Annotated in this window: 25 protein-coding genes; 15 read left to right on the top strand and 10 right to left on the bottom strand. The window is 66.3% G+C overall.

Going from position 1 to position 21,644, the window contains the following annotated elements; all coding sequences use genetic code 11:
* Nucleotides 1–28 precede the first annotated feature (28 nt).
* The 4 genes from L1892_RS07540 to L1892_RS07525 all read right to left on the bottom strand — a co-directional run bounded on the left by L1892_RS07540 (nucleotide 29) and on the right by L1892_RS07525 (nucleotide 3,066).
* Nucleotides 29–691: a TetR/AcrR family transcriptional regulator gene (locus L1892_RS07540; protein WP_372474980.1), complete on the bottom strand. Its 663-nt coding sequence runs from the start codon at nucleotides 689–691 to the stop codon at nucleotides 29–31.
* Nucleotides 684–1,877, bottom strand: a complete 1,194-nt coding sequence (locus L1892_RS07535) for a thiolase family protein (protein ID WP_235722953.1) — start codon at nucleotides 1,875–1,877, stop codon at nucleotides 684–686. The genes L1892_RS07540 and L1892_RS07535 overlap by 8 nt, the downstream gene beginning before the upstream one ends.
* Before the next feature lie 141 nt (nucleotides 1,878–2,018).
* The gene (locus tag L1892_RS07530) at nucleotides 2,019–2,339 is read right to left on the bottom strand and encodes a putative quinol monooxygenase (RefSeq protein WP_235722952.1); all 321 of its coding nucleotides are present in this window, start codon (nucleotides 2,337–2,339) and stop codon (nucleotides 2,019–2,021) included.
* Between the two features lie 106 nt (nucleotides 2,340–2,445).
* Nucleotides 2,446–3,066, bottom strand: a complete 621-nt coding sequence (locus tag L1892_RS07525; protein WP_235722951.1) for a TetR/AcrR family transcriptional regulator — start codon at nucleotides 3,064–3,066, stop codon at nucleotides 2,446–2,448.
* A gap of 55 nt (nucleotides 3,067–3,121) precedes the next feature.
* Between L1892_RS07525 and L1892_RS07520 the strand changes: the two genes are divergently transcribed.
* From L1892_RS07520 to L1892_RS07500, 5 genes are all read left to right on the top strand, one after another.
* On the top strand, nucleotides 3,122–3,412 hold the full coding sequence (locus L1892_RS07520; RefSeq protein WP_235722950.1) for a hypothetical protein: 291 nt from the start codon (nucleotides 3,122–3,124) through the stop codon (nucleotides 3,410–3,412).
* An 87-nt stretch (nucleotides 3,413–3,499) separates the two neighbouring features.
* Nucleotides 3,500–4,120 (top strand): hypothetical protein, encoded by a 621-nt coding sequence (locus L1892_RS07515; RefSeq protein ID WP_235722949.1) that lies wholly within the window; start codon nucleotides 3,500–3,502, stop codon nucleotides 4,118–4,120.
* 57 nt (nucleotides 4,121–4,177) lie between these two features.
* The gene (locus L1892_RS07510) at nucleotides 4,178–5,200 is read left to right on the top strand and encodes a Rieske 2Fe-2S domain-containing protein (protein ID WP_235722948.1); all 1,023 of its coding nucleotides are present in this window, start codon (nucleotides 4,178–4,180) and stop codon (nucleotides 5,198–5,200) included.
* Nucleotides 5,200–6,288, top strand: a complete 1,089-nt coding sequence (locus L1892_RS07505) for an NAD(P)H-dependent amine dehydrogenase family protein (RefSeq protein ID WP_235722947.1) — start codon at nucleotides 5,200–5,202, stop codon at nucleotides 6,286–6,288. The genes L1892_RS07510 and L1892_RS07505 overlap by 1 nt, the downstream gene beginning before the upstream one ends.
* 22 nt (nucleotides 6,289–6,310) lie before the next feature.
* A complete protein-coding gene (locus tag L1892_RS07500; protein ID WP_235722946.1) occupies nucleotides 6,311–6,796 on the top strand; it encodes a PPOX class F420-dependent oxidoreductase in 486 nt (161 codons plus the stop codon).
* 3 nt (nucleotides 6,797–6,799) lie between these two features.
* On the opposite strand, the gene L1892_RS07495 is transcribed toward L1892_RS07500, so the two are convergent.
* Complete coding sequence (locus tag L1892_RS07495; RefSeq protein WP_235723048.1) at nucleotides 6,800–7,363, bottom strand: type 1 glutamine amidotransferase domain-containing protein; 564 nt, start codon at nucleotides 7,361–7,363, stop codon at nucleotides 6,800–6,802.
* 104 nt (nucleotides 7,364–7,467) lie between these two features.
* Between L1892_RS07495 and L1892_RS07490 the strand changes: the two genes are divergently transcribed.
* Entirely contained in the window at nucleotides 7,468–8,559 is a 1,092-nt protein-coding gene (locus tag L1892_RS07490; RefSeq protein ID WP_235722945.1) for an NAD(P)/FAD-dependent oxidoreductase, read from the top strand.
* Nucleotides 8,560–8,590: 31 nt separating this feature from the next.
* Here the strand turns inward: L1892_RS07490 and L1892_RS07485 are convergent, their stop codons facing one another.
* A complete protein-coding gene (locus tag L1892_RS07485) occupies nucleotides 8,591–9,811 on the bottom strand; it encodes a PucR family transcriptional regulator (protein ID WP_235722944.1) in 1,221 nt (406 codons plus the stop codon).
* Nucleotides 9,812–9,920: 109 nt separating this feature from the next.
* Here L1892_RS07485 and L1892_RS07480 point away from each other — a divergent pair, with 109 nt between their 5' ends.
* The gene (locus L1892_RS07480) at nucleotides 9,921–11,432 is read left to right on the top strand and encodes a flavin-containing monooxygenase (protein WP_235722943.1); all 1,512 of its coding nucleotides are present in this window, start codon (nucleotides 9,921–9,923) and stop codon (nucleotides 11,430–11,432) included.
* Nucleotides 11,433–11,444: 12 nt separating this feature from the next.
* Here L1892_RS07480 and L1892_RS07475 read toward each other — a convergent pair whose 3' ends face one another.
* On the bottom strand, nucleotides 11,445–11,984 hold the full coding sequence (locus L1892_RS07475; protein ID WP_235722942.1) for a hypothetical protein: 540 nt from the start codon (nucleotides 11,982–11,984) through the stop codon (nucleotides 11,445–11,447).
* A gap of 29 nt (nucleotides 11,985–12,013) precedes the next feature.
* On the opposite strand from L1892_RS07475, the gene L1892_RS07470 reads away from it, so the two are divergent.
* From L1892_RS07470 to L1892_RS07460, 3 genes are all read left to right on the top strand, one after another.
* The gene (locus tag L1892_RS07470) at nucleotides 12,014–12,310 is read left to right on the top strand and encodes a hypothetical protein (protein ID WP_235722941.1); all 297 of its coding nucleotides are present in this window, start codon (nucleotides 12,014–12,016) and stop codon (nucleotides 12,308–12,310) included.
* Between the two features lie 86 nt (nucleotides 12,311–12,396).
* Complete coding sequence (locus L1892_RS07465; protein WP_235722940.1) at nucleotides 12,397–13,722, top strand: NAD(P)/FAD-dependent oxidoreductase; 1,326 nt, start codon at nucleotides 12,397–12,399, stop codon at nucleotides 13,720–13,722.
* A 93-nt stretch (nucleotides 13,723–13,815) separates the two neighbouring features.
* Entirely contained in the window at nucleotides 13,816–14,136 is a 321-nt protein-coding gene (locus L1892_RS07460) for a hypothetical protein (RefSeq protein ID WP_235722939.1), read from the top strand.
* Nucleotides 14,137–14,158: 22 nt separating this feature from the next.
* Here L1892_RS07460 and L1892_RS07455 read toward each other — a convergent pair whose 3' ends face one another.
* Together L1892_RS07455 and L1892_RS07450 are read right to left on the bottom strand one after the other, a co-directional pair.
* Nucleotides 14,159–16,177, bottom strand: a complete 2,019-nt coding sequence (locus tag L1892_RS07455; RefSeq protein ID WP_235722938.1) for an HNH endonuclease signature motif containing protein — start codon at nucleotides 16,175–16,177, stop codon at nucleotides 14,159–14,161.
* A gap of 597 nt (nucleotides 16,178–16,774) precedes the next feature.
* The gene (locus L1892_RS07450; protein WP_235722937.1) at nucleotides 16,775–17,554 is read right to left on the bottom strand and encodes a sulfite exporter TauE/SafE family protein; all 780 of its coding nucleotides are present in this window, start codon (nucleotides 17,552–17,554) and stop codon (nucleotides 16,775–16,777) included.
* Nucleotides 17,555–17,621: 67 nt separating this feature from the next.
* On the opposite strand from L1892_RS07450, the gene L1892_RS07445 reads away from it, so the two are divergent.
* From L1892_RS07445 to L1892_RS07430, 4 genes are all read left to right on the top strand, one after another.
* Nucleotides 17,622–18,044, top strand: a complete 423-nt coding sequence (locus tag L1892_RS07445; protein ID WP_235722936.1) for a CoA-binding protein — start codon at nucleotides 17,622–17,624, stop codon at nucleotides 18,042–18,044.
* Between the two features lie 18 nt (nucleotides 18,045–18,062).
* Nucleotides 18,063–18,827, top strand: a complete 765-nt coding sequence (locus L1892_RS07440) for a hypothetical protein (RefSeq protein ID WP_235722935.1) — start codon at nucleotides 18,063–18,065, stop codon at nucleotides 18,825–18,827.
* A 131-nt stretch (nucleotides 18,828–18,958) separates the two neighbouring features.
* Nucleotides 18,959–19,438: a hypothetical protein gene (locus L1892_RS07435; protein ID WP_235722934.1), complete on the top strand. Its 480-nt coding sequence runs from the start codon at nucleotides 18,959–18,961 to the stop codon at nucleotides 19,436–19,438.
* A gap of 22 nt (nucleotides 19,439–19,460) precedes the next feature.
* Nucleotides 19,461–20,864, top strand: a complete 1,404-nt coding sequence (locus tag L1892_RS07430; protein WP_235722933.1) for a H(+)/Cl(-) exchange transporter ClcA — start codon at nucleotides 19,461–19,463, stop codon at nucleotides 20,862–20,864.
* 11 nt (nucleotides 20,865–20,875) lie between these two features.
* On the opposite strand, the gene L1892_RS07425 is transcribed toward L1892_RS07430, so the two are convergent.
* On the bottom strand, nucleotides 20,876–21,403 hold the full coding sequence (locus tag L1892_RS07425; RefSeq protein ID WP_235722932.1) for a DUF1697 domain-containing protein: 528 nt from the start codon (nucleotides 21,401–21,403) through the stop codon (nucleotides 20,876–20,878).
* Between the two features lie 50 nt (nucleotides 21,404–21,453).
* On the opposite strand from L1892_RS07425, the gene L1892_RS07420 reads away from it, so the two are divergent.
* Nucleotides 21,454–21,612 (top strand): hypothetical protein, encoded by a 159-nt coding sequence (locus tag L1892_RS07420; RefSeq protein ID WP_235722931.1) that lies wholly within the window; start codon nucleotides 21,454–21,456, stop codon nucleotides 21,610–21,612.
* The last annotated feature ends 32 nt before the right edge of the window (nucleotides 21,613–21,644 follow it).

Below are 21,644 nucleotides of genomic sequence, written 5' to 3'. Positions count from 1 at the left end.
TGATTCGGGTCTGGTGACGATCGGACGGTCAGGTCGCCGGGCGCGATCCCACCGCCCGCAGCGATGTCGCGGCGTAGGAGACCGCGACCTGTTCCGGGGTTCGTGGCCCGTCGGGCCGGTACCAAGTGGTGATCTCCTGACAGGCGCCGAGCAGATAACGCAACACTTCCCGAGCATCGCCCGGTATCTGGAAATCACCGGAGGCGATGCCGCGCTCCAAAACATCCGCCAGCAGGTCCTCCATCTCGGTGCGCATCCCCACGTAGTGCTGACGATGCGGGTTGTCGGTGTCGAGATAGCGCAGTTCACGTCCGACACTGGCCAACTGCAAGTCTGCGGTCATGTGCAGCACGATCGTCTCGATGGCGTTGGACAGCTGCTGTCGAGGGGTGTCGCCGTCGGCGATGGCCGCGTGCACCCGGGTGAGGACCGACGACATGCCCGCCTCGAGCAGCGCGACCAGGATGCCTTGCTTGTTGTCGTGGTGGTAGTACAGCGTGGGGAGGGAAACGCCTGCACGCGAGGCGATGTCACGGATCGACGTGCCGTGGAAGCCGCGTTCGTGGAACGCGTCCTTGGCGGCGACGAGGGTGATCGGCAGATGCAGGGGTTCCAGCTTGCGCCAGTCACCCGGTGCGGAGGTCGCCGCACCGGGCTCACCGGTCGCCGCGGTGGACACGGTCTCAGACACGCTCGATGATCGTGGCATTCGCCATGCCAGCGCCCTCACACATCGTCTGCAGGCCGTAGCGGCCACCGGTCGCCTCGAGGTGGGTGACCAGCGTGCTCAGCAGACGGGTGCCCGACGAACCGAGCGCGTGGCCCAGTGCGATGGCACCACCGCGCGGGTTCAGCTTGGCCGGGTCGGCACCGAACTCGTGGGCCCAGGCCAGCGGAACGGGCGCGAAGGCCTCGTTGACCTCGTAGGCGTCGATGTCGTCGATGGTCAGACCCGAGCGTTCGAGGATCTTGCGGGTCGCCGGGATCGGAGCGGTGAGCATGAACACTGGATCGTCGCCCGCCAGCGAGAACGAATGGAACCGGGCGCGCGGGGTGAGGCCGAGCTTGGCGGCCATGGTGTCGCTCATGATCAGCGCACCCGACGCACCGTCGGTGAGCGGCGAGGAGTTGCCGGGGGTGATGTGCCAGTTGATCTCCGGGAAACGCTTCGAGTACTCCTCGGAGTAGAACGACGGCTTCAGGCCGGACAGCCCCTCGGCGGTGGTCGAGGCCCGCACCGTTTCGTCGACGGAGTGCGTGATCGTCTGGCCGTCGGCGTTGGTGACGTCGATCGGGATGATCTCGCGGTCGAAGAAGCCCTCGGCCGCGGCCTGCGTGGCGCGGCGGTGCGATTCCGCAGCGAAGGTGTCGAGCGTCTCGCGGTCGAGCTTCCACTTGGCGGAGATCAGTTCGGCCGAGATGCCCTGGCCGACGAGTCCGTCGGGATAGCGGGCAGCGATACTCGGTCCGTACGGACTGCGACCCACCGTGGTGAACCCCATCGGCACACGGCTCATAGATTCCACACCGGCGGCGATGACCACGTCGTAAGCGCCGGCGATCACACCCTGCGCGGCGAAGTGGGCGGCCTGCTGGCTCGATCCACACTGCCGGTCGACGGTGGTGGCGGGCACGGACTCGGGGAATCCGGCCGACAGCAGCGCGGTGCGGGAGATGTTGAGTGCCTGCTCGCCGGCCTGGCTGACGCAGCCGCCGATGACGTCGTCGACGAGGGCGGGGTCGATGTCATTGCGCTCGACCAGGGTGCGCAGCACATGCGCGAGAAGCTCGACGGGCTGGGTTTCCGACAGCGCGCCGCCGGGCTTGCCCTTACCGGAGGCGAGACGGGCGACGTCGACGATGACGGCTTCGGGCATGTGGGTCCTCCCAGGTGTGATGGTGAGTCGAATCGGCAGGTGACATTGCCTGAGTGCACCCCGATCTAACGCTCGTTCTACCTGTCTAGCACGCCGGAACCCGCCGGATCAACAGATCGGCGGGTTCGGAGGCGAACGTTGCTAGATGGCGCCCTGGTCCGCTTCGCCGGCAGGCGTCGCGGTGAAGGTCTTGACGTCGAGCGGGCCGGCAAGCAGATTGCCGATGGCCTTGCCGAGTTCGGCGAGCGCCTCGGCCTGGCCATGCGTGCCGAGCGCTTCCATCGATTCCCACTTCTCGATCATCACCAGGTCGGTCGAGTCGCCGGTGGCCTCGTGCAGTGCGTACTTGAGGCAGCCCGGTTCGGCATGCACCTTCGGGATGGCGGTGAGGACGGCCTCCTTGACGGCAGCTTCCTCGCCGGGCTTGGGGGAGATGGTGGCGACGACGATAACGGGCGACATGGCTGTCTGGCTCCTGAAAGTTGAGGGACGAAACGATCTCCGCTGACGTTAGGGCACGTGTGGCGCGGCGTGGCGGGCTTCGATGGAATCGGCGCTACCGCTTCTGTCAGGACCCGAGATAGGCGACGATGGCATTGGTCAGGCCGCGGCGCGCCTCGTCCAGGTCGGAATAGGTGCCCAACTGCGCCTCCGACACGAGCCCACGCATGGCGCCCGGGATGAATGCGGCGACTTCGCGCACCCGTGCCGGATCGACCTCGAGGTCGGCGAATGCCTTCTGGCAGGCGCGGGCCCAGCTGTCCTTCCACGAGGCGAGTTCGGCTGCGGTGTGCGGAAAGAGTCGTTCGAGTTCGGCGGGATCCCGCGGCAACGCGGCACGCAGCGCCTCGATGGCCCGGGCTTCGGTGGAGGTCAGCCCCGCGAACAGGGTGTCGACGATCTCGGCCATCCGGTCGGGCAGCGGCGCGGTGTTGTTCTCGCGGTAGGGCAGCTCTCCGCGATGCTCGGCGGTACGGCGCAACACTGCTGCCCACAGGCCGTCGACGTCACCGAACTGATACTTCACCGTGCCCCAGGTGGCGCCGATCTCCTTGGCGATCCGATTGGCCGACACCGAACCCGGCTCGCCCGAGGCCAGCGCGGTCACCGCCGCGTCGAGCATCGCCTCGCGGGTTGATCGTCCCCGACGGTTGGTACGCCGTCCGGAGGTGTCGGCGTCGGTGGTCATGACGCCTGATCCTAACGGGGATACCGCCGCGGTCTTGGTCCGTACGATCAGGGGTATGAGGGAATCTGACGGCGAATACTACGTCACGGCCGACGAGCTGAAGGCGTTCTGGGAATCGGGCCGCAAGCACTGGTACATGCGCGAGGACGGGTCCACCGATCTGTACTCCGACGAACTCGACATCACCCACGGCTGGCCGATCTACCTGCGTGATCGCGACGAAGCGTGGCTCGCGAAGTGGGACGGCAACTTTCAGAAGGCGGTCGAGGAGGAGCTCAACCCCAACCTCATCCGGCACTTCGAAGAGCTGACAACCCAGGGAAACTGGCCGCACCAGCAGGACTGAGCGACTGGGCACCGGCCCACTTCGGTATCAAGTCAACTCCAAGTGGGGTGCGCGATGCTTCTCGGCACACACCACCGAGGAGAACCCATGACTGTCGCCGACCCGTCCACCATTCCCGTTCCCGCCCGTCGAGTGCCGACCACGGCTGCCGGTATCGCGCTCGCCTGCAGCGCCCCGATCTGGGCGATCAGCGTCGCCGCAGTCGGCGACCACGAAGGCTTCGGCGCAGCCTCGGTGTTCGGCGGTCTCGCCGCCCTCGCCTTCCAGCTATCTGTGCTCGCGCTGCTGTCGGTGCAGCAGCGTAGCCACGCGATGGGCGCGGGCCGGGTGGCCCGCGTGGGCTACCGCGTCGAGGTGGTGGTGCTCGGTGGTGCGCTGGTGTCGACGATCCTCGACATGTTCTGGCTGGTCCATGGGTCGGTCGTCTGGATGATCTTCGACATCTGCTGGCCGTTGTCGATGCTCGGGATGCTGATCATCGGCATTCGGGTCGCGATCGCGGACCGATGGACCGGTGCGCTTCGCTGGCAGACGCTGTTCGCGCAGAGCTGGCTGGTGTGGGCGTTGCCGCTCGGCGCCATCCCCGGTGTCGGGCTGTGGGGTGCCGTCGTGCAGACCATCCTCGGGTATGGCGGTCTGGGTCTGCTGCTCGCACGCAGGCAGGTGATCACGGCGTCGGCGCCGGTTTCGCAGAACCCCCTATCATAGTTACGTAGAACCCACTATGGTTCTTTCTCGGAGGGTGCGCGTCCGGAAGGAGAACCGATGGCCAGGACCCCGTTGTCGATGGAGCCGACCGGGTGGTTTCAGGTCGCGTGGTCGGCCGAGATCCGGGTCGGCGCGGTGCGCAAGATGAAGTACTTCGGCCGGGAGATGGTCGCGTGGCGCTCGGCGTCGGGAGTTGTGGCCGTATTTGATGCTTACTGTGAACATCTCGGCGCGCATCTCGGTTACGGCGGACGGGTGGACGGGGAGAACCTCGTCTGCCCGTTCCACGGGTGGGAGTGGAACCGTGATGGTCGCAACGTCTGCATCCCGTACGAGAAGCATCCCAACAAGGGGCGTCGCATCCGCAGCTATCCGGTTGTCGAACGCAACGAGGCGGTCTGGATCTGGTACGACGTCGAGGGGCGACCGCCGACGTTCGACGTCCCGGACATCTTCGGCGACTTCGACGACGACCGAACGGCTGATGATTACTATCCGCCGATCGCGGCGGCCACGCTCTTTCGCGAGGGCCTCGAGATCCATCCGCAGTACATCATGGAGAACGGCGTCGATTTCGCGCACTTCAAGTTCGTGCACAAGACGCCGTTCATGCCGGAATTCACCCGGCACGACTTCAGCGGTCCGGTGTCTTATGTCGACTTCACGATCGCCTTCGATGAGGGAGCAACCCTCGAAAATGCCACCAGCGGGGTCGAATCCATCAATGCCGGCCTAGGCTGTTCGGTCACCAAGAGTTGGGGCATGGTCGACAACCGGACGATGCCTGCGGTCACCCCCGTCGACGACCACACCTCCGATGTGCGGTTCACGGTGTGGATCGGACGCAAGCCGGGTGAGGAGTCCGGTCCGATCTCCGACTACGGCAAGACGATGGCCGACTTCGTCATCGAACAGTTCGAGGCCGACATCGAGATCTGGGCGCATCAGCGGTATTCCGACCCGCCCGCTTTGTCGCGCAAGGAGCACCAGGGCTTCACGGCATTGCGCGCCTGGGCCACCCAGTTCTATCCGGACGGTCCGACGACGCCCGTCGGCGCCGGTGACCGAAAGGCGATGTGATGACCGCTCCCGCACCGAGAATCCGCGTGTTCCAGGTGGCCACCGGCAACGTCGGTACCGAGATGATCGGCCGGATCGCCGGCCACCCCGACCTGGAATTGGTGGGCCTGCACTGCTATTCGCCGGACAAGATCGGACGCGATGCCGGTGAGATCGTGGGCGCCGACCCCATCGGCGTCATCGCGACGGGAACCGTGGCCGAGATCATCGCGGCGGCGCCCGACGTGCTGACCTTCCACGGCGTCTTCCCCGACGAGGAGCTGTATGTGCAGGTGCTGGAGGCCGGCATCGACGTCGTGACCACCGCCGACTGGATCACCGGCTTTCACCGCGACACCAACCATCCCCACCCGAGTGGGCGCAAGATCACCGAGATCCTCGCGGAGGCCTGCGAGAAAGGTGGTTCCACCTTCTACGGCACCGGTATGAATCCGGGTGCCGCGCAGGTGATCGCGGTGACGCAATCGATGGATGTCGCCGACATCGAGAATGTCACGGTCACCGAGTCGGTGGACGTGTCGTGTCATCATTCGGCGGTGACCTGGCAGGCGGTCGGCTACGGCCGTCCCGTCGACGATCCGACGATCCCGGACTCGTTGCGCCGCTACACCGAGGTGTTCGCCGACTCGGTGTACCTGATGGCGGACTGTTTCGACCTCGACCTCGACGAGGTCGCCTTCAGCTACGAGCTCGGCGCCTGCACCAAGGATGTCGATCTGGGCTGGTACTTCCTGCCGGCGGGATCGCTGGGAGCCAACTACATCAAGTATCAGGGCATGGTCGACGGCGTGGCGCGCGTGGAGACCCACCTCGAATGGCAGATGACGCCCTTCACCGATCCGGCGTGGGACATCAAGGGCTGCTACATCACCCACATCACCGGCGATCCGTCGGTCTACTCCAAGCACATGATCTTCCCGAAAGCCGGTGTGGACCTGTCGGACCCGTCGTCATTCGCATCGATCGGCATGACGGTGACAGGTATGCCTGCGCTGAACGCCATCAGCTCGGTGGTAGCGGCCCGGCCGGGCATCCTCACCAGCGCCGATTTGCCGTTGCGGGGCTTCGCGGGTCGGTTCAAGCGCTGAACTCGCGCGTATGGTTGACGCCATGGCCAGAACAGTTGCGAAAGCCGATGCCGTCGACCGCACCGAACTCCTGGAGTTTCTGCGGTCACGTCACCAGATGATCCTGAGCACCGTTCGTGCCGACGGGACCCCGCAACTCTCGCCGGTCACCGGCGGCGTCGACCAGGACGGTCGCATCGTCATCTCCACCTACCCGGGCCGGGCGAAGGCGGTCAATATCCGTAACAACCCGGTGGCCAGTGTGTGCGTGCTGTCCGACGAGTTCAACGGGGCGTGGGTACAGGTGGACGGGCACGCCGAGGTACTCGACATGCCTGATGCCGAAGACGGCCTCGTCGACTACTTCCGATGCATCTCCGGAGAGCATCCGGATTGGGACGAGTATCGGGCCGCGATGCGGACCCAGGGCAAGTCGCTGATCCGGATCCGGCCGACCCGCTGGGGACCCATCGCCACCGGCGGCTTCCCGGCCGATGTCGCCGAGCGTCTCGACGCCCAGGACGGCTGAACCTCAGGCAGGTGTCTTGGCGAACTCGATGGTGAGTTTTGCGTTGAACGCCGGGAGGTCGTCGGGATTGCGGCTGGTGATCAGCGTGTTCGGCCCCGATCGGCACACCACAACTTCCTCGTCCTGCCAGGTGGCTCCGGCATTGCGGAGATCGGTCTGCAGGCTGGGGTAGGAGGTCATCGTGCGACCGCTCACCACGCCGGCCTCGATGAGGGTCCATGGCGCGTGGCAGATCGCCGCCACGGGTTTCCCGGCGTCGAAGAACGCTTTCACGAACGCGACCGCGCTCGCATCGGTGCGCAGGAAATCGGGATTGGCCACGCCGCCGGGCAAGACGAGCGCGTCGAAATCGTCGACGCGGGCGGTGTCGGTGGTGGCGTCGACGGTGAAGGTGTCGCCACGGTCGAGGTGATTGAAGGCCTGCACCTCGCCGTCGGAGGTCGACACCAGTGTGGGGTTGCCGCTCACCGCCTCGACCGTCTTCCACGGCTCGGTCAGCTCCACCTGCTCGGCACCCTCGGGTGCGACCAGGAAGGCGATGGTGGTACCGGCGAGTTCCTCGGGCATGTCGGTTCCTTTCTCGACGATGGTCGAAATGGTCTGCGGCATCGGGTACCCGGGTGGACGAGCGCGCAAACCACGCAGGGCGGGGTGGCGGGTAGCCTCAGGTCATGTCCGTCACGTCCGACGTTGCCGTCATCGGGGCCGGGATCATCGGCCTGTCGACGGCCTATCAGCTGTCCCGCCAGGGGTATTCGGTCACGGTGTATGAGGCGGGTAGGCCCGGATACGGACAATCCGCCGGGCAATCGCGCGTCTTCCGCCACGCCCACGACGATCCGCGGTTGATCCGCCTAGCGGTGCGGGCGCGTGATCAGTGGCACGGGTGGTCCGACGACCTCGGTGTCACCACGGTGTCCGACGACGGTGCGTTGGCGTTGGGCGAGACGGCGGGACGTCGGCTGCCGTTGCTCCGTGAGGCCGGCGTGGCGGCGGAGGCGATCGATGCCGATGCTGTGGCCGAGCTGCTGCCGATGCTCGGTGCGTACGAGGGCACCGCGGTGTTCGACCCGGGTGGCGGTTCGATCGACACTCGGGCCGTCATCTCCGCGTTGGCCAGCCGGGTTGCCGACAGCATCGTCGGCGAGCAGGTGATCGCGACATATCGAGACGGCGATGGGATTGTCGTGCGAACGCCGACGACGCGGGGTGGTCACGGGTCTGTGGTGATCTGCGCGGGACGCGGCACCGCCGCCTTGGCGCGCGGAGCAGGGATCGCCGTGCCCGTACGTCTGGGAGCTCATGTGCGCGTGTCGTTCTCGGTGCCAGGCGAGACATCACGACTGCCGACGCTGCAGGACGGCAGCGGCCACTTCGGAGCCACCGGCGTATACGCGGCCGCCTATCCTGACCGTTCGGGATACGGTCTCGGATTGTCCGATCACGTCGACGCCAATGACGACGGCGCCATCGTCGACGGTGCACGTCTCGGTGAGTTGGCGGACGCGGCAGTCGAGTACGTAGGTTCGGCGTTGCCGGGGTTGGACCCCACGCCGCGTGAGATCGTGCACTGCTGGGTGACCACGTTGCCGTGGGGCGATGACGGGATGGCGATCTGGCGGGACGGTCCGGTCGTCGTGATGGCCGGGCACAACCTGTTCAAACACGCGCCGGTCATCGGCGAAGCGCTCACCCAGACGGTGATCAACGCAGCGGTACCGCACGACTTCAGGCCCGATCAGCTTCTCGGTGCCGCGGGTTGAGGCCGACCTCCCGCTTCGTCCATCGGTGACATCACCGATGTTCGACCGGGCGCCACCGCAGGATCTCCAGGGCTGCCGCCACATCGACCAGGTTCTCCGCCAGCGGGCGAGGCAGCAGCGTGTCGGCCCGTGCGATACGGCGGATCACCGTGTTGCGGTGGGTGTAGAGACGAGCCGCGGTCCGTGAGGTGTTGCATTGCTCGGCGATCCAGGTGCGGACCGTATCGACCGTGTCGCGGTCGGCGGAACCGAGTTCGCCGAGTGTGTCGGCAAGGAACTCGTCGGTGGCGACGTCGTCGGTGGTGAGCAAGGACACGAGCCGCAGGTCGTCGTAGTTCGCCACCTGGTGACCGTCGGGGTACCGGGCCATCAGGCGTTGGGTGGCCAGCGCCTGGAAGTGGCTGCGGCGGAAGCCGTCGAGGGAATGACCCGGCAGTCCGACGGCGATCCGCACTCCCGGGTGCTCGGGCAGTTCGCGCAGGTCAGGTGTCCGCGATTGCGGTAGCCACACCCACAGGGTCGAGGCGCTCGCCATGACGGTGAGGCGGTCGCGGCTGTGGTTCGACTTGGTCAGTGCGTCGGCCGCCGCCTCCAGGTCACGAGCGGCCGCGGCCCCCGGGTCGCTCCAGATGACCGCGGCCACCTGCGGTCCGTCGAGTCGGTGCCCGAGCTGGGATTCGGCGCGGGTCAGTGGGATCGGCGCTCCCTCCAGCAGCAGCGCGACGGTCTGTCGGCGCTCCGCGTGGGTGCCGCGTGTGAGGTCGGCGCGTTCGGCGGCCATCCGCTGCGACATGGCGCCGACAGTGTCGTCGATGAATGTCGAGATCGACAACGACGACACGTCGAGGAGCGCGCGGAGGTCGGCGGGATCGTCGGTGAGGTCGAAGCAGATCTCCATCCAGCGTCGCCACGCGACGCTCTGCGCCGTGCGGTAGGAGTCCAGCGATGACTCGCCGAGACCGCGTCGCACCAGGTCGCGGGCAGTGTCGAGGACCTCGCCACCGAGATTGACCGGTACCCGGCGTCCGGGATCACGCACGTTGGCCGCCGCCCAGTGCAGCATGTTGGCGATGTTGGTGCGGCGGGTGGCTTCGGCGAGCACCGGGTCGTCGGCGACAGCGGTCATCCGCACGCCGCCAAGTGCGGCGTCGTGCATCTCGCGAACCCACGAGTCGGGTGGGTTCAACGCGATCTCCGCGCCGCGGCGCAGCAACTCACGCACGCGGGGCGATATGTGTGGCCACTCGGACATGGCAACATTTTGCACCACTGAATGACCTGTGGAGTTGCAGATTGACCCTGGCGGTGTGGTCGTCGACTGAGCATGCTGGTAGCAACGCCTACGAGTACAGGAGCATCAGGTGACCACATCGAGCCCCGTCGACGGTGCCGCCGCCGTCGACACCGTCGACGTCCTCATCATCGGAGCCGGGATATCCGGTGTCGGCGCCGCGCGCTACCTCACCACCGAGCATCCCGCGAAGTCCTTCGCGATCGTGGAGGCGCGGGATGTCGCCGGTGGTACCTGGGATCTGTTCCGTTACCCGGGTATCCGGTCGGATTCCGATCTGTACACCTTCGGCTACGAGTTCAAGCCGTGGCGTGACAAACAGTCGATCGCCGATGCGCCGCACATCCTGGACTACCTGCACGAGACCATCGACGAGAACGGTCTCACCGACCTCATCCGGTACCGGCACAAGGTAATAGCCGCGGCATGGTCGTCGGCCGATGCGCGCTGGCTGGTCGACATCGACCGCACCGACACCGGCGAGCGGGTACAGATCAGTGCGCGCTGGATCTTCTGCGGTTCCGGCTATTACGACTACGACGACGGGTTCAGCCCGGACTTCGCCGGGCGGGAACGCTTCACCGGCCAGATCGTGCATCCGCAGCATTGGCCGGAGGACCTCGACTACGCGGGTAAGCGGGTGGTGGTGATCGGCAGCGGGGCGACTGCGGTGACCCTGCTACCCGCCATGGCCGACGACGCCGAGCACATCACGATGCTGCAGCGCACGCCGACCTACATCATCCCGTTGCCGCGGGAGGATGCGCTGGCCAACACGCTCAAGAAGGTGCTCGGTGACGAACGCGGCTACGCCCTGACCCGGCAGAAGAACGTCGCCCAGCAGCGGTTGATATTTGAACTGTGTCAACGATTTCCGAAGGCCGCCCGGCGTGTCATCCGAAGGATCAACGAGTCGCAGCTGCCTGACGGTTTCGACGTCGACAAGCACTTCAATCCGCCGTACAACCCGTGGGATCAGCGGCTGTGCGTGGTGCCCGATGCCGATCTGTTCCGCACCATCCGCAAGGGCAAAGCGTCGATCGTCACCGACCGGATCGACACGTTCACCGAGAACGGCATCCTGCTCGAGAGTGGTGAGGAGCTCGAGGCCGACATCATCGTGACCGCGACCGGCTTGAACATCAAGGTGATCGGTGGGATCGACCTCAGCGTCGACGGCCGGCCGGTGGCGCTGCCGGACACGGTGGTCTACCGCGGCATGATGCTATCGGGGGTACCCAATTTCGCGCTCGCGATCGGCTACACGAATGCCTCGTGGACTCTCAAGATCGGCTTGCTGTGTGAGTACTTCTGCAAGCTCCTCGGATACATGGATGCGCACGGCCACGACAGCGTCTGGGCCGTCGCCGATCCTGATCTGCCGACGCGCCCGCTGCTCGATTTCGGCGCCGGCTACGTGCAGCGCGCTCTGGACACGCTGCCGAAGCAGGGGCCACAGGCGCCGTGGGTGATGTCGATGAGCTACTACGCCGATCGTCGGCTGTTGCGTGGTGATGTGGCCGACGACAATCTGCGGTTCGCGAAGGCGACCGATCGGGCCGGCGTGGCCGCCGGTGTCTGACGCACCGACGGCTCAGTGACTGTGTGCGAGTACCTGGATGCCGAGCACGATGAGACCGATCAGGACGAGGGTGATCAGGGCGGCGAGCTTCTGTAGCCAGGTGATCTGGGCCCGGCGTACCGCCAGCCAGCCGACCAGGCCGAGTACACCGATGTAGACGAAGCCCGCGATGAGCAGTGCGGTGTCGAGTTCCAGAATCCCGATCCAGGCGGCCACGATGAGCCCGAGAGGGATCGTCAGTGTGCCCAGCGCGTTCGTCGAGATCCGGACCAGGGTGCGGAAGTCCCTGCCGTGCGGGAATTGCCGGTGCACGGCGAGGTGGGCGATGCCGTCGGAGGCGAAACCGGCCAGCACCACAGCCAGGACGCCCAGCGCCAGGATCTCGAAGGCGTATGCGGCGCTGTGGTGCCCGGCGCCGTTGTAGAGAACCAGCACGATGGCCAGTCCGGTGAAGCTGGCGTAGACCCGTTCCTTGAGGTACATCGTGGCGATACGTTTGGGGTTGGTGAGGTCGTCGTCATCGATCGGATCGGCGGTACCCGTAGAGCTCATGTGCCAATTGTGAGCCTATTGTGGCCGTCATGCGCCTCAACCCCACAGTTCCGGTCTCTTCCCTCGGTTTGATCGGCGGCTATGCGGCCGCTCGATTCACCGGACGGCGTGAGCTCGGCGGCGTCGTCCTCGCCGCTACGGGCGCATGGTGCGCGCGGGAGTGGAGCCAGCAGGGGCCGGTGGTGACGGCAGGCCTGCTGGGCACGTACCTGGGCGCGTTCGGCGCCTCGCATCCGCTGGCGAAGAAGATCGGGGCATGGCCGTCTGTGGTGGCGGTGGCTGCCGCGACTGCCGGAGTCGCCTACGTCGCGACCCGGGAGTCGTGATTGGACCGGGTCGGCTGCGCTGGTGACACGCACTGGCGGCCCGGTTGGGCGATATCGTCGCGTGCTGTCTGGAACAATCGGTAAGCGTGTCTCGGCAGACGAACGCGACCAGTAAGCCTCATGTGGTGATTGTCGGTGCGGGGCTGGGTGGCCTGCAGGCGGCGCGCCGGCTCAAACGGGCCGATGTCCAGGTCACCGTGGTGGACCGCGGCACCAGTCATCTGTTCCAGCCGTTGCTGTATCAGTGCGCCACCGGTCTGCTGTCCGAGGGTGCGATATCGAGTCCGATCCGGCATCTGCTGCGGCGGCAACGAAACGCGAGCGTCGTCCTGGGCGAAGCCGATGCCGTCGATGCGCAGGCTCGCACGATTTCGGTGTGTCGACCGGATGAGTCGACGATGACGATCGACTACGACTACCTCGTGGTCGCGGTGGGTATGCGCACGGCCTATCACGGCAATGACTCGTTCGCGCAGTTCGCGCCGGGGATGAAGACTCTTGATGACGCGCTGGCGATCCGGCGGCGGATCATCGGTGCGTTCGAGGTCGCCGAGACGTTGCCCGACGCAGCGCAACGCCGGCCGTGGCTCACGTTCGCGGTTGCCGGTGGCGGGCCGACCGGTGTCGAGATCGCCGGCCAGATCCGTGAGCTGGCCACCCTGGCGTTGGAGGACGAGTTTCGGACCATCGATCCCACCGAGGCGCGAGTGTTGTTGCTGCACGGGGGTGATCGCGTCTTGCCGTCGTTCAGTCCGAAACTGTCGGAGCGTGCCCAGCGAACCCTGGATGAACTCGGGGTGGAGACGGTTCTGGGCGTGCACGTGACCGATGTGACCGCCGAGGACGTCGAGACCACCAGCAAGGCCGAACCCCACGAGGTGGTGCGCTACCCGACTCGCACGACGCTGTGGACCGCCGGCGTCGAGGCGGTTCCGTTCGCCGGTGTGGTAGCTCGAGCCCTCGACGTCGAGCAGGACCGTGGCGGGCGTATCCCGGTCGAGGCCGATCTGTCCGTCGCCGGTCATCCGGAGGTATTCGTGGTGGGGGACATGAGTTCTCGCGACAAGCTACCCGGGGTGGCGGAGGTCGCGATGCAGGGTGGACGTCATGCGGGGGCCGTGATAGCGCATGCGGCGGCGGGAGGTACCGAACGGGAGCCGTTCAAGTACCGCGATTTCGGCAGTGCAGCGTATATCGCCCGCAGACATGCGGTGGTGGAGACCGGGAAGCTGAATCTGTTCGGCTATCTGGGTTGGGTGGCCTGGGGCGTCATCCACATCGCGTTCCTCGCCGGGATGCGCAACCGACTTGGCACAGTGATGAGTTGGAGTGCGACGCTGTTGACCGACTCGCGTCGGGAACGGGCGATCACGTTCGGGGACCCGGAGACCGCTCGGCAGCCCTATCGGTGAGGTGCTGCTGCTCGGCGATTACCTCTGAGGTAGTGGTTTTCAGCCCTCGGTGAGCGGAGGATGGAGGCATCCGGTAGCTAGGAGGTTCCCGCGATGTCCCAGAGGTCGGTTCCTGTTCCCGCCCACGCGCCGACACCATCGAGCCCGCGCTGGCTGACGATCGTGATGCGTTGTGACCGTTGGGGTTCGTACTGGTACATCGCTGTCGGCTTCTTGTTCGCGCCGGCATTGCTGATCCTCGACCCGTGGCCCGGCGCGGTGATGGTCGCCTGGGTGCTCATCTCATCGGCTGGTCTATGGCTGGGTCTGTTGGGGATTCTGATGGCATACGGACTCGCGAAAGTTCTCCGCGCGGGAGAGGAGATCTCCGAGGAATTCTGGTGGTCGCTGCTCGGGCGGCCACCGGGAGGCTGAGGCTTGATGGGCCCCTGCCCGGTCAGCGCGGGTAGGTGACGATGGTCTGTCCGGTGCGGGCGTTGCGCCAGGTGATGGTGCGGTCGGTGTGCATGGTCGGTATCCACGGCCCGTCGTGTTTGCGGTCGTGGTCGGGTCGGCATAGGGGTGCGAGGTTGAAGGCCACGGTCCAGCCACCGGCCAACGGGTCGGCATGGCAGAACTTGTGTAGGTGGTCGAGTTCGCATTCCTCGGATGGTCGGCCGCAGTAGGGGTAGCGGCAGCGCCGGTCGAGTTGAATGATTTCCGCGCGTAGCGCGGCTGACGGTTTGTAGGTCAGTGCTCCGGGTGGTGGGGTGGCGAACCCACCGTGCCCGGTCGGGTCGATCGGTGGGGCCGGTGTGCGGCTGCCGAAGATGATCAGTCCGCTGGCGGTGCGGGTTTCACTCGGTCGGGCGGTGACGGTCGTGGCGTGCGGTGCGATCCGCGCGGCGTGGGCCGGATCGATGGCGCCGTAGCCCATCAGGCGGGTCGGGTCGAGACCGGTGGGGTCATGGAGCAGGGTCAGGCCGGGCACGACGAGGCCGGGATCGGCGTCCGCGTCGGAGTCGGAGTCGCTGTCGGTTTCGACGGAGTCGTCGGCCGGTTCCGCATCGGCAACATCGGTGTCGTGCTCGGCGGGTGGTGCGGTGATGAACTCTCGTCGCGGCTCTGGAGAGGGCGCGGCATCCTGAGTGGTGTCAACGGCATGGGTTCCGGTGCCGGATTGGCTACTCTCGCCGTTGTTGTCGATGTTCGAGTCGCTATCGCTGTCGCTGTCGACGGCAGTGTCGTCGTCGAGGTCGGCGAGGGTGATCGGCTGTTCTTCTGCCGAATCAGGCCCACCCGTCTCGGGTTCGTTGGCGGTCTGGCCGGATGCGCTGGCGTCGTCAGCCGTGCTGGTGTCGACCGACGAGTCGCGCTCACTGTCGGTGACTGAACTCGGGGTGGCATCCGTGGTCTGCCCCCGGTTGCTGGTACGAGTCTGGCGGGCGGGGCAGGTGTCGTCGCCACAGTGGCAGCGCAGCTTCGCGCCGGGCGCTTTGATGATTTCGGCGAACGCGGCCACGCGTTGGGCTTTGATGCTGCGTCCATCGCGGCGGCACACCCGTCGGCTGATCAAGGCGCTGATGCGGTCACGCAGGTGTACGCCGTGTTCGGCGGGGATGCAGGCATCGACGGTCATGTGACCGAACGCTTCGGCACCGATCGTCACATCCCCAAACAAGTCGGCGATGTCATCGCGGGTCTCGGCGGCTCGATCGGGGTCGAGGCTGATGATGATGGCGTCGAGATCATCTCGCAGGGCGGTGTCGGTGGTGGGTCGGCTGGCCAGATCGAGCACCACATCATCGAAATCCCACGGCTCATCTTCGTCGGCATCGTCACCGGCGGAATCGTCGGTGGCGGCAGGGTCGGTCTCGGACGCAGCATCATCGGAGCCGCCATCATCAGTGCCGTCGCCGTCGGAGCCGTCGCCGTCGGTGCGCTCACCATCGGTGCCGGCGTCGAGGTCAGATTCGGGGTCGTCGAGGTCGAGGGTGAGTTCCTCCTCGACATCCTTGCTGGCGGGTTCGTCGGTGTGGGCGTTGTCGACGAGGTCTGCCAGTCGCTCCCGCAGGTCGCCGGTGGGGCCGGTGGCGGCGCCGCGGATGGCCACACCCAGCCGGTGGGGCCTCAGGTCGCCGGCGCGGAAGGCGTCACGGATCTTGGGGTGCTCGTCGAGTAGTTCATCGAGACCGACCCATTCGCCGGCTTGACGTCGAGAAATACCCAACTGCAGCGAGATTTCGCCTTTCGCGGCCTTGTCGGCGGCATTGCGCACTCGGTTCGGAACGAAATCGTTGTATCCGGCCAAACGCTCGTTGTAGGTGGATTGCCCGATCTGACGGGCAATCTGCATCGCCAGGGCTTGGGCTTGATTACTCAACCGCAACAGGTCGCGGCCGTACTGCGCCAATTCGTCGAGACTGCTGGAGGCCAGCAGAGCGTCGTCGGCGGCACGGTCGGTGAAGGTGAACACAAGACACTCCTTTCCGGCGACGAGCAGCGGTATCAGGATCGGGATGGGTTGGTGGGGAGTCGAACTGCTATCAGACTATCGGGAGGGTCTGACAACTTTGGCGTGTTGCGGGTGGGTGTGGATGGACTTGTTCGGTGAAGTTGGGTTCAGGTTATCGGTGGGGTGTGACAGCTTTCGTGGGTGAGTATGGTTGCGTGGGTGGGCCCTTCGTGACGCTTCCCTCGCAAGCTCGGACGCTCCTCAGGGATCAGGGGGCATCGCTTGTTCGTCGCTGCACTCTTCGTGATTCATGGCTAGGGCGTCCTCTCCGATTCTCTAGTGTTCGGGAAGCGCTGGTGGGGAATCGAACTGCTGTCAGACTATCGGGCGGGTCTGACAACTTTGGCGTGTTGCGGGTGGGTGTGGATGGACTTGTTCGGTGAAGTTGGGTTCGGGATAGCGGTGGGGTGTGACAGCTCTTCGTGGGTGAGTGTGGTTGCGTGGGTGGGCCCTTCGCGACGCGGCCTCGCAGGCTCGGACGTTCCTCAGGAGACAGGGGCGCGGCCTCGCAAGCTCGGTCACTCCTCAGGGTTGGGGGTAGGTGCGCACAGGGGCGGCTCACGCGAGCAGTCTCCAGAGGCCGACGAGGCCGACGACGACGATCACGCCGCGCAGCACGGGCGGGGACAGGCGTCGACCGTAACGGGCGCCGATGAATCCACCGATCAGCGATCCGATGGCGATGACAGCGGCTGCCGCCCAATTGATTCGATCGAACGCGACGAGACTGTAGACCACGCCGGCAACGATATTCACCACCAGTGACAGCAGGTTCTTGGCGGCGTTCATCCGCTGTAGGTGGTCGGGAACCACCACACCCAGCACGCCCATCAGCAGAATACCTTGCGCTGCAGTGAAGTAGCCGCCATACACACCGACGGCGAAGGTGGCGATCACCATGGTCGCGATGCGTGGGCCGCTCAACGGCGCCGGATGATGGCCGGGGCCGACCGAACGTCGACCGACCCACTTCTGAATCCATGGCTGGGCCACCACGAGGATCAGGGCGGCCACGAGAAGCACGGGGACGACCGACTCGAAGACCTTCTCGGGCAAGTGCAGCAGCAGCCAACAGCCCAGAATCGCGCCGGTGAACGATGCCGGGATCTGCCACCGCAACTGGCTCCACTGGCCCTCCAGCTCCCGGCGATACCCCCACGTCCCGGACACCCCACCGGCGACGAGTCCGACCGCATTGGACATCGTCGCGGTGACCGGCGGCACGCCGAAGGCGACGAGGGTGGGGAAGGTGATCAGCGTGCCGCTGCCGACCACCGCGTTGATGGCGCCCGCGCCGACACCGGCGAGCAGCACGGCGAGCAGTTCCCATGTCGTCATACCTCGAGCCTGCCCGATACCCGCACGATCGCCCTGCGCGGGTCCTAAGCACCACTAAGCTCGACGTATGAGCACAACCGATGAGGTAGTCGAACAGATTCTGAGTCGCTACGACACCATCACCGTGGTCGGCGCCAGCGCCAATCCGGCGAAGGCCGCCAACGATGTGCCGGCGTACATGCAGCAGCACGGCTGGCGCATCATCCCGGTGAATCCGCACGCGGACGAGATCGTGGGTGAGAAGGTGTACCGCACTCTCGCCGATGTCCCGGAACAGGTGGGTCTGGTCGATGTGTTCCGGCCGTCGCAGGACGCCCCTGAGGTTGCCCGCCAGGCAGTCGCGGCCGGCGCCACCGCCCTCTGGCTGCAACTCGGTATCGCGTCCGCAGAAGCACGTGCCATCGCCGAAGACGCCGGACTGCTCTACGTCGAGGACCGCTGCCTCATCATCGAACAGCGCCGTACCGGTCTGGTACCCGCGACTTCCTGATCGCCCGCGCCGACCATCGTGCATCTCGATATCGCGGGCGCGGCCAGCGGTAGTCACCTTCCGCTGTTCTTGCTGTTCCTGGCGTTCTCGCTGACCTTCCTCGTCACCCGGACCATCACCCGGCTGATCCGCGCCGGCCGTGGCCCGTTCCGCAACAACGTGCGCGGTGGAGTCCACATCCACCACGCGGTGCCGGGGATCATCCTCACCGTCGTGGGTGCGTTCGCGTCCGTCGCCGCCGACGGCGCATCCCCGGGCGCGGACATCAGTGCCCTGGCCATCGGGATCGGGACATCGCTGGTGCTCGACGAGTTCGCGCTCATCCTTCGCCTCGAAGATGTGTACTGGTCGCGCGAAGGCCAGTTGTCGGTGCAGGTGGTGTGCCTGACGGTCGCCGGACTCGGAATGGCCGTGTTGGGCATCGACCCGCTGACCGAGGTCGACACCGGCGATTCCTTTCGGATCGGACCGATCGCCTTCTCGATCCCGTTGGTCCTACATCTCATCTGTCTGCTGGCATGCGTGGCCAAAGGCAAGTACTCGACGGCCGCGATCGGCGCCTTCATCCCGCCGGTCGCCTGGGTGGGCGCGATACGTCTGGCGCGGCCGGGATCGCGCTGGGCGCAGCGGCGCTACTCGCCGGCCAAGACGGCTCGCGCACGCAGTCGCGCCCAGAGATTCGACTCCCGCTACGGCGCCTGGGGGCTGGACGTGGAGGACCTCGTGGCCGGACGACCCACCAACACCGGCACAGATACTGCCGGAGAGACTGCCGCCCACTAGTGCCATCGGTGCCCCGCACCGGGCGGATTCGCGACCGGAACTCGCGGCCGGCCCTGCTGGGGATAGTCTCGAAGAATGGCAGAGCACACCACGCCGAAAGGGCTGACGACACCGAGAGCGAGGTGCGCGGCATGATTGCTTTCGTGGTCATCGCGATCACCGTCGTGATGGCACTGTTCATACTCGTCGGCGCGGCCTGGTTCGCCTGGGACTCCGACAAAAGGGTCAAGAAGTTCGCGCGGTCCACCGACCTCGTCCCGGGCAAGCCTGGCCGCGCGCCCGCATCCTGGACCACGGCGACGTCGACGGAAGCGCTGCTGCATCGGCGAATTCGCTACGCCATCGCCGACGTCCACGCCAATCCGGCGATCCCGCACTACCCCGATCTCGTCGCCGCGCGAGATCGCCTCGACGACGCGGTGTTCGGTCTCGACGACAAACTGATCGCCGCCTCCGATATCGCAGATGACGAGGAGAAGACCGCGCGCTTGTCGTCGGCCGAATCGGCGGTGGTAGTCCTCGAAGAACTGCCCAAGAAGCTGTGGGAGGCACCCGAGGACAGCCAACTCGCGGATATGGAGAAGGTGACCTCCGCGCTCGAGCGCGCATGACCGGCGCGGCAGGAGTCGTTTGATGACCCCCGACGACGATCGGCGGCCCGACGACCCACCTCATGAGCACAGCGTCGAGGAGGAAGTCGACGGTGACGCCGGCGTCGACGACGCCATCCTCACCGGTCGCACGTTGTGGGTCATCCTGTTGCTGGCCGCCGGTGCCGGCGCCGTGGCCGGCTTCCTCGGTGGAGCCTTTCGGTGGACCCTCGACCTCGTCGACGACTGGCGCGCCGAACTCATCGAGTGGTCGCACACCCATCCGGGGTGGGGGTGGCTGATCCCGGTGGCCGTCGCCGGTGTGGCCGCAGCGGCCGCCGCCGGCATCGCGCGATGGCAACCGTTGTCGGCCGGCAGCGGCATTCAGCACGTCGAGGCCGTCGACCGCGGCGAGGCCGACCCGCCACCACTGTCGGTGGTGCCGGCGCGTTTCGTCGGCGGTGTGCTGTCGATCGGTGCCGCCGGCATGGTGCTCGGTCGAGAAGGACCCACCGTTCACATGGCCGCGGCGGTCGGTGCGGCCGCGGGCCGCCTGGCCCGATTGGCCGCCGAGGAGATCCGGCTGCTGCAGACGGTGCTGTCCGGCACGGGCCTGGCGGTCGCCTTCAACGCGCCGATCAGTGCGGTGTTCTTCATCTTCGAAGAGGTCACCAAGACATTCCGGCTCCGCGAGGGCATCGTCACCATGGTCGCGGTCGCCATCGGTGTCGGTGTCAGCCGGCTGGTGCTCGGCGATGAACCGGACTTCCGGCACGTCGCGTCGGTGTCGTCGCCGCCGCTGACCACCGTGCCGATCTTTGTGGTCTTCGGCCTGGTGGTGGGTCTGATGGGGGTGCTCTACAACCGCCTCATCCTCGCCTGCCTCGACCTCTTCGACATCATCAGTCGCGTACCCGCAGTGGTGAAGGCGGGCGTGGTCGGCGCCGTCGTCGGGTCGCTGCTCATCGCGGACCCGACCGTCGGCGGTGGTGGTGAGGCGCTGGCCGGACTGATCCTCACCGGACAACAGTTCGCGCTACCAGTGGTGATCCTCTACGTCGCGGTGCGATTCATCGCCGGCCCGATCTCGTACTCGGTTGGCACCCCCGGCGGCATCTTCGCACCGATCCTGGCACTCGGTGCGCTCGTCGGGCTGGTCGCCGGCCGGGTCACCCAGGTGATCGTGCCGGGTCTCGACGAGGATCTGACCATCGCTTTCGCATTGGTGGGGATGGCCACCCTGTTCGCGGCAATCGTGCGCGCCCCGTTCACCGGGCTCGTGCTGGTCATCGAGATGACGGCCGTCACCTCGGTCACCATCCCGATGCTGGTGTCGGGGGCGATGGCGGTGGTCGTCGCCTCCGCGTTGCGGTCGCCGCCGATCTACGACGCGTTGCGGGTGCGGATGCTGCGCAAACACGAACAAGCCGAGCGCGCACCGGGATAGCGCCTCGCCGGTCAGTCGTCGGCGAGTTCGATCAGTTGCCGGATGGTCTTCAGGTTGCGGCCGGTGCCCTGCACCCCGAGCCCCTTGGCGATGACCGGCGCGGTGAGCTTGGAGACGCCCGCACCGTCGGCATAACGGATGTGCAGGTCGTCGCCGATGACGCGGAATTCGTCGGAGCCGAAGGAACGTTCGGCGAAGGCATCCACCTTGTCGGGTTCGGGCTTTCCGGTCAAGCAGTAGACGTAGGAGTACTTGGCGTCGATGATCTCGAATGGATGGGCGTCGAGGGCGCGCACCAATTCGTCCCGGGACCTGCTGATGACCTCGCGGAAATAGCCGAAACGCTTGGTGATCGCTTGCTCCAGCGCCCGGTCGAAATCGCCGGGTTCACCGGGTGGACAACAGATCAGATTGCCGGATGCGATGTAGGTGCTCACCTCGGTGGCGCCGAGTTCGGTGGCCATCGTCCGCAGATCCGCCATCGGCAGTTTCGCGCCTCCCACGTTGATCGCGCGGATCAGCACCACCCGAGTCGACATCACACTCCTGTTCGCAGAACCGGCGTCCCGCGTGAGACGCTCGGTGTCAGATGACCGTCGGTCGCGGTGGTGGTTCCGGTTCCGGCGGCCCGGGCTGGGGAATGGGTTCCGGCTCGGGCACCGGGATCGGTGGTTCGGGTGGCGGCTCGGGGATGGGTTCCGGTGCCGGAACGGGTTCCGGGGGCGGTGGCGGGGGTGGAACCGGTTGATTCATGGTCACTCCTCAGCGTGAGCGGATGCC

The organism is Gordonia tangerina (assembly GCF_021556435.1).
In the GTDB taxonomy this organism is placed as follows: domain Bacteria; phylum Actinomycetota; class Actinomycetes; order Mycobacteriales; family Mycobacteriaceae; genus Gordonia; species Gordonia tangerina.
Note: the sequence above shows the minus strand (reverse complement) of the source record. Positions and strands in the feature narration are given on the sequence as shown.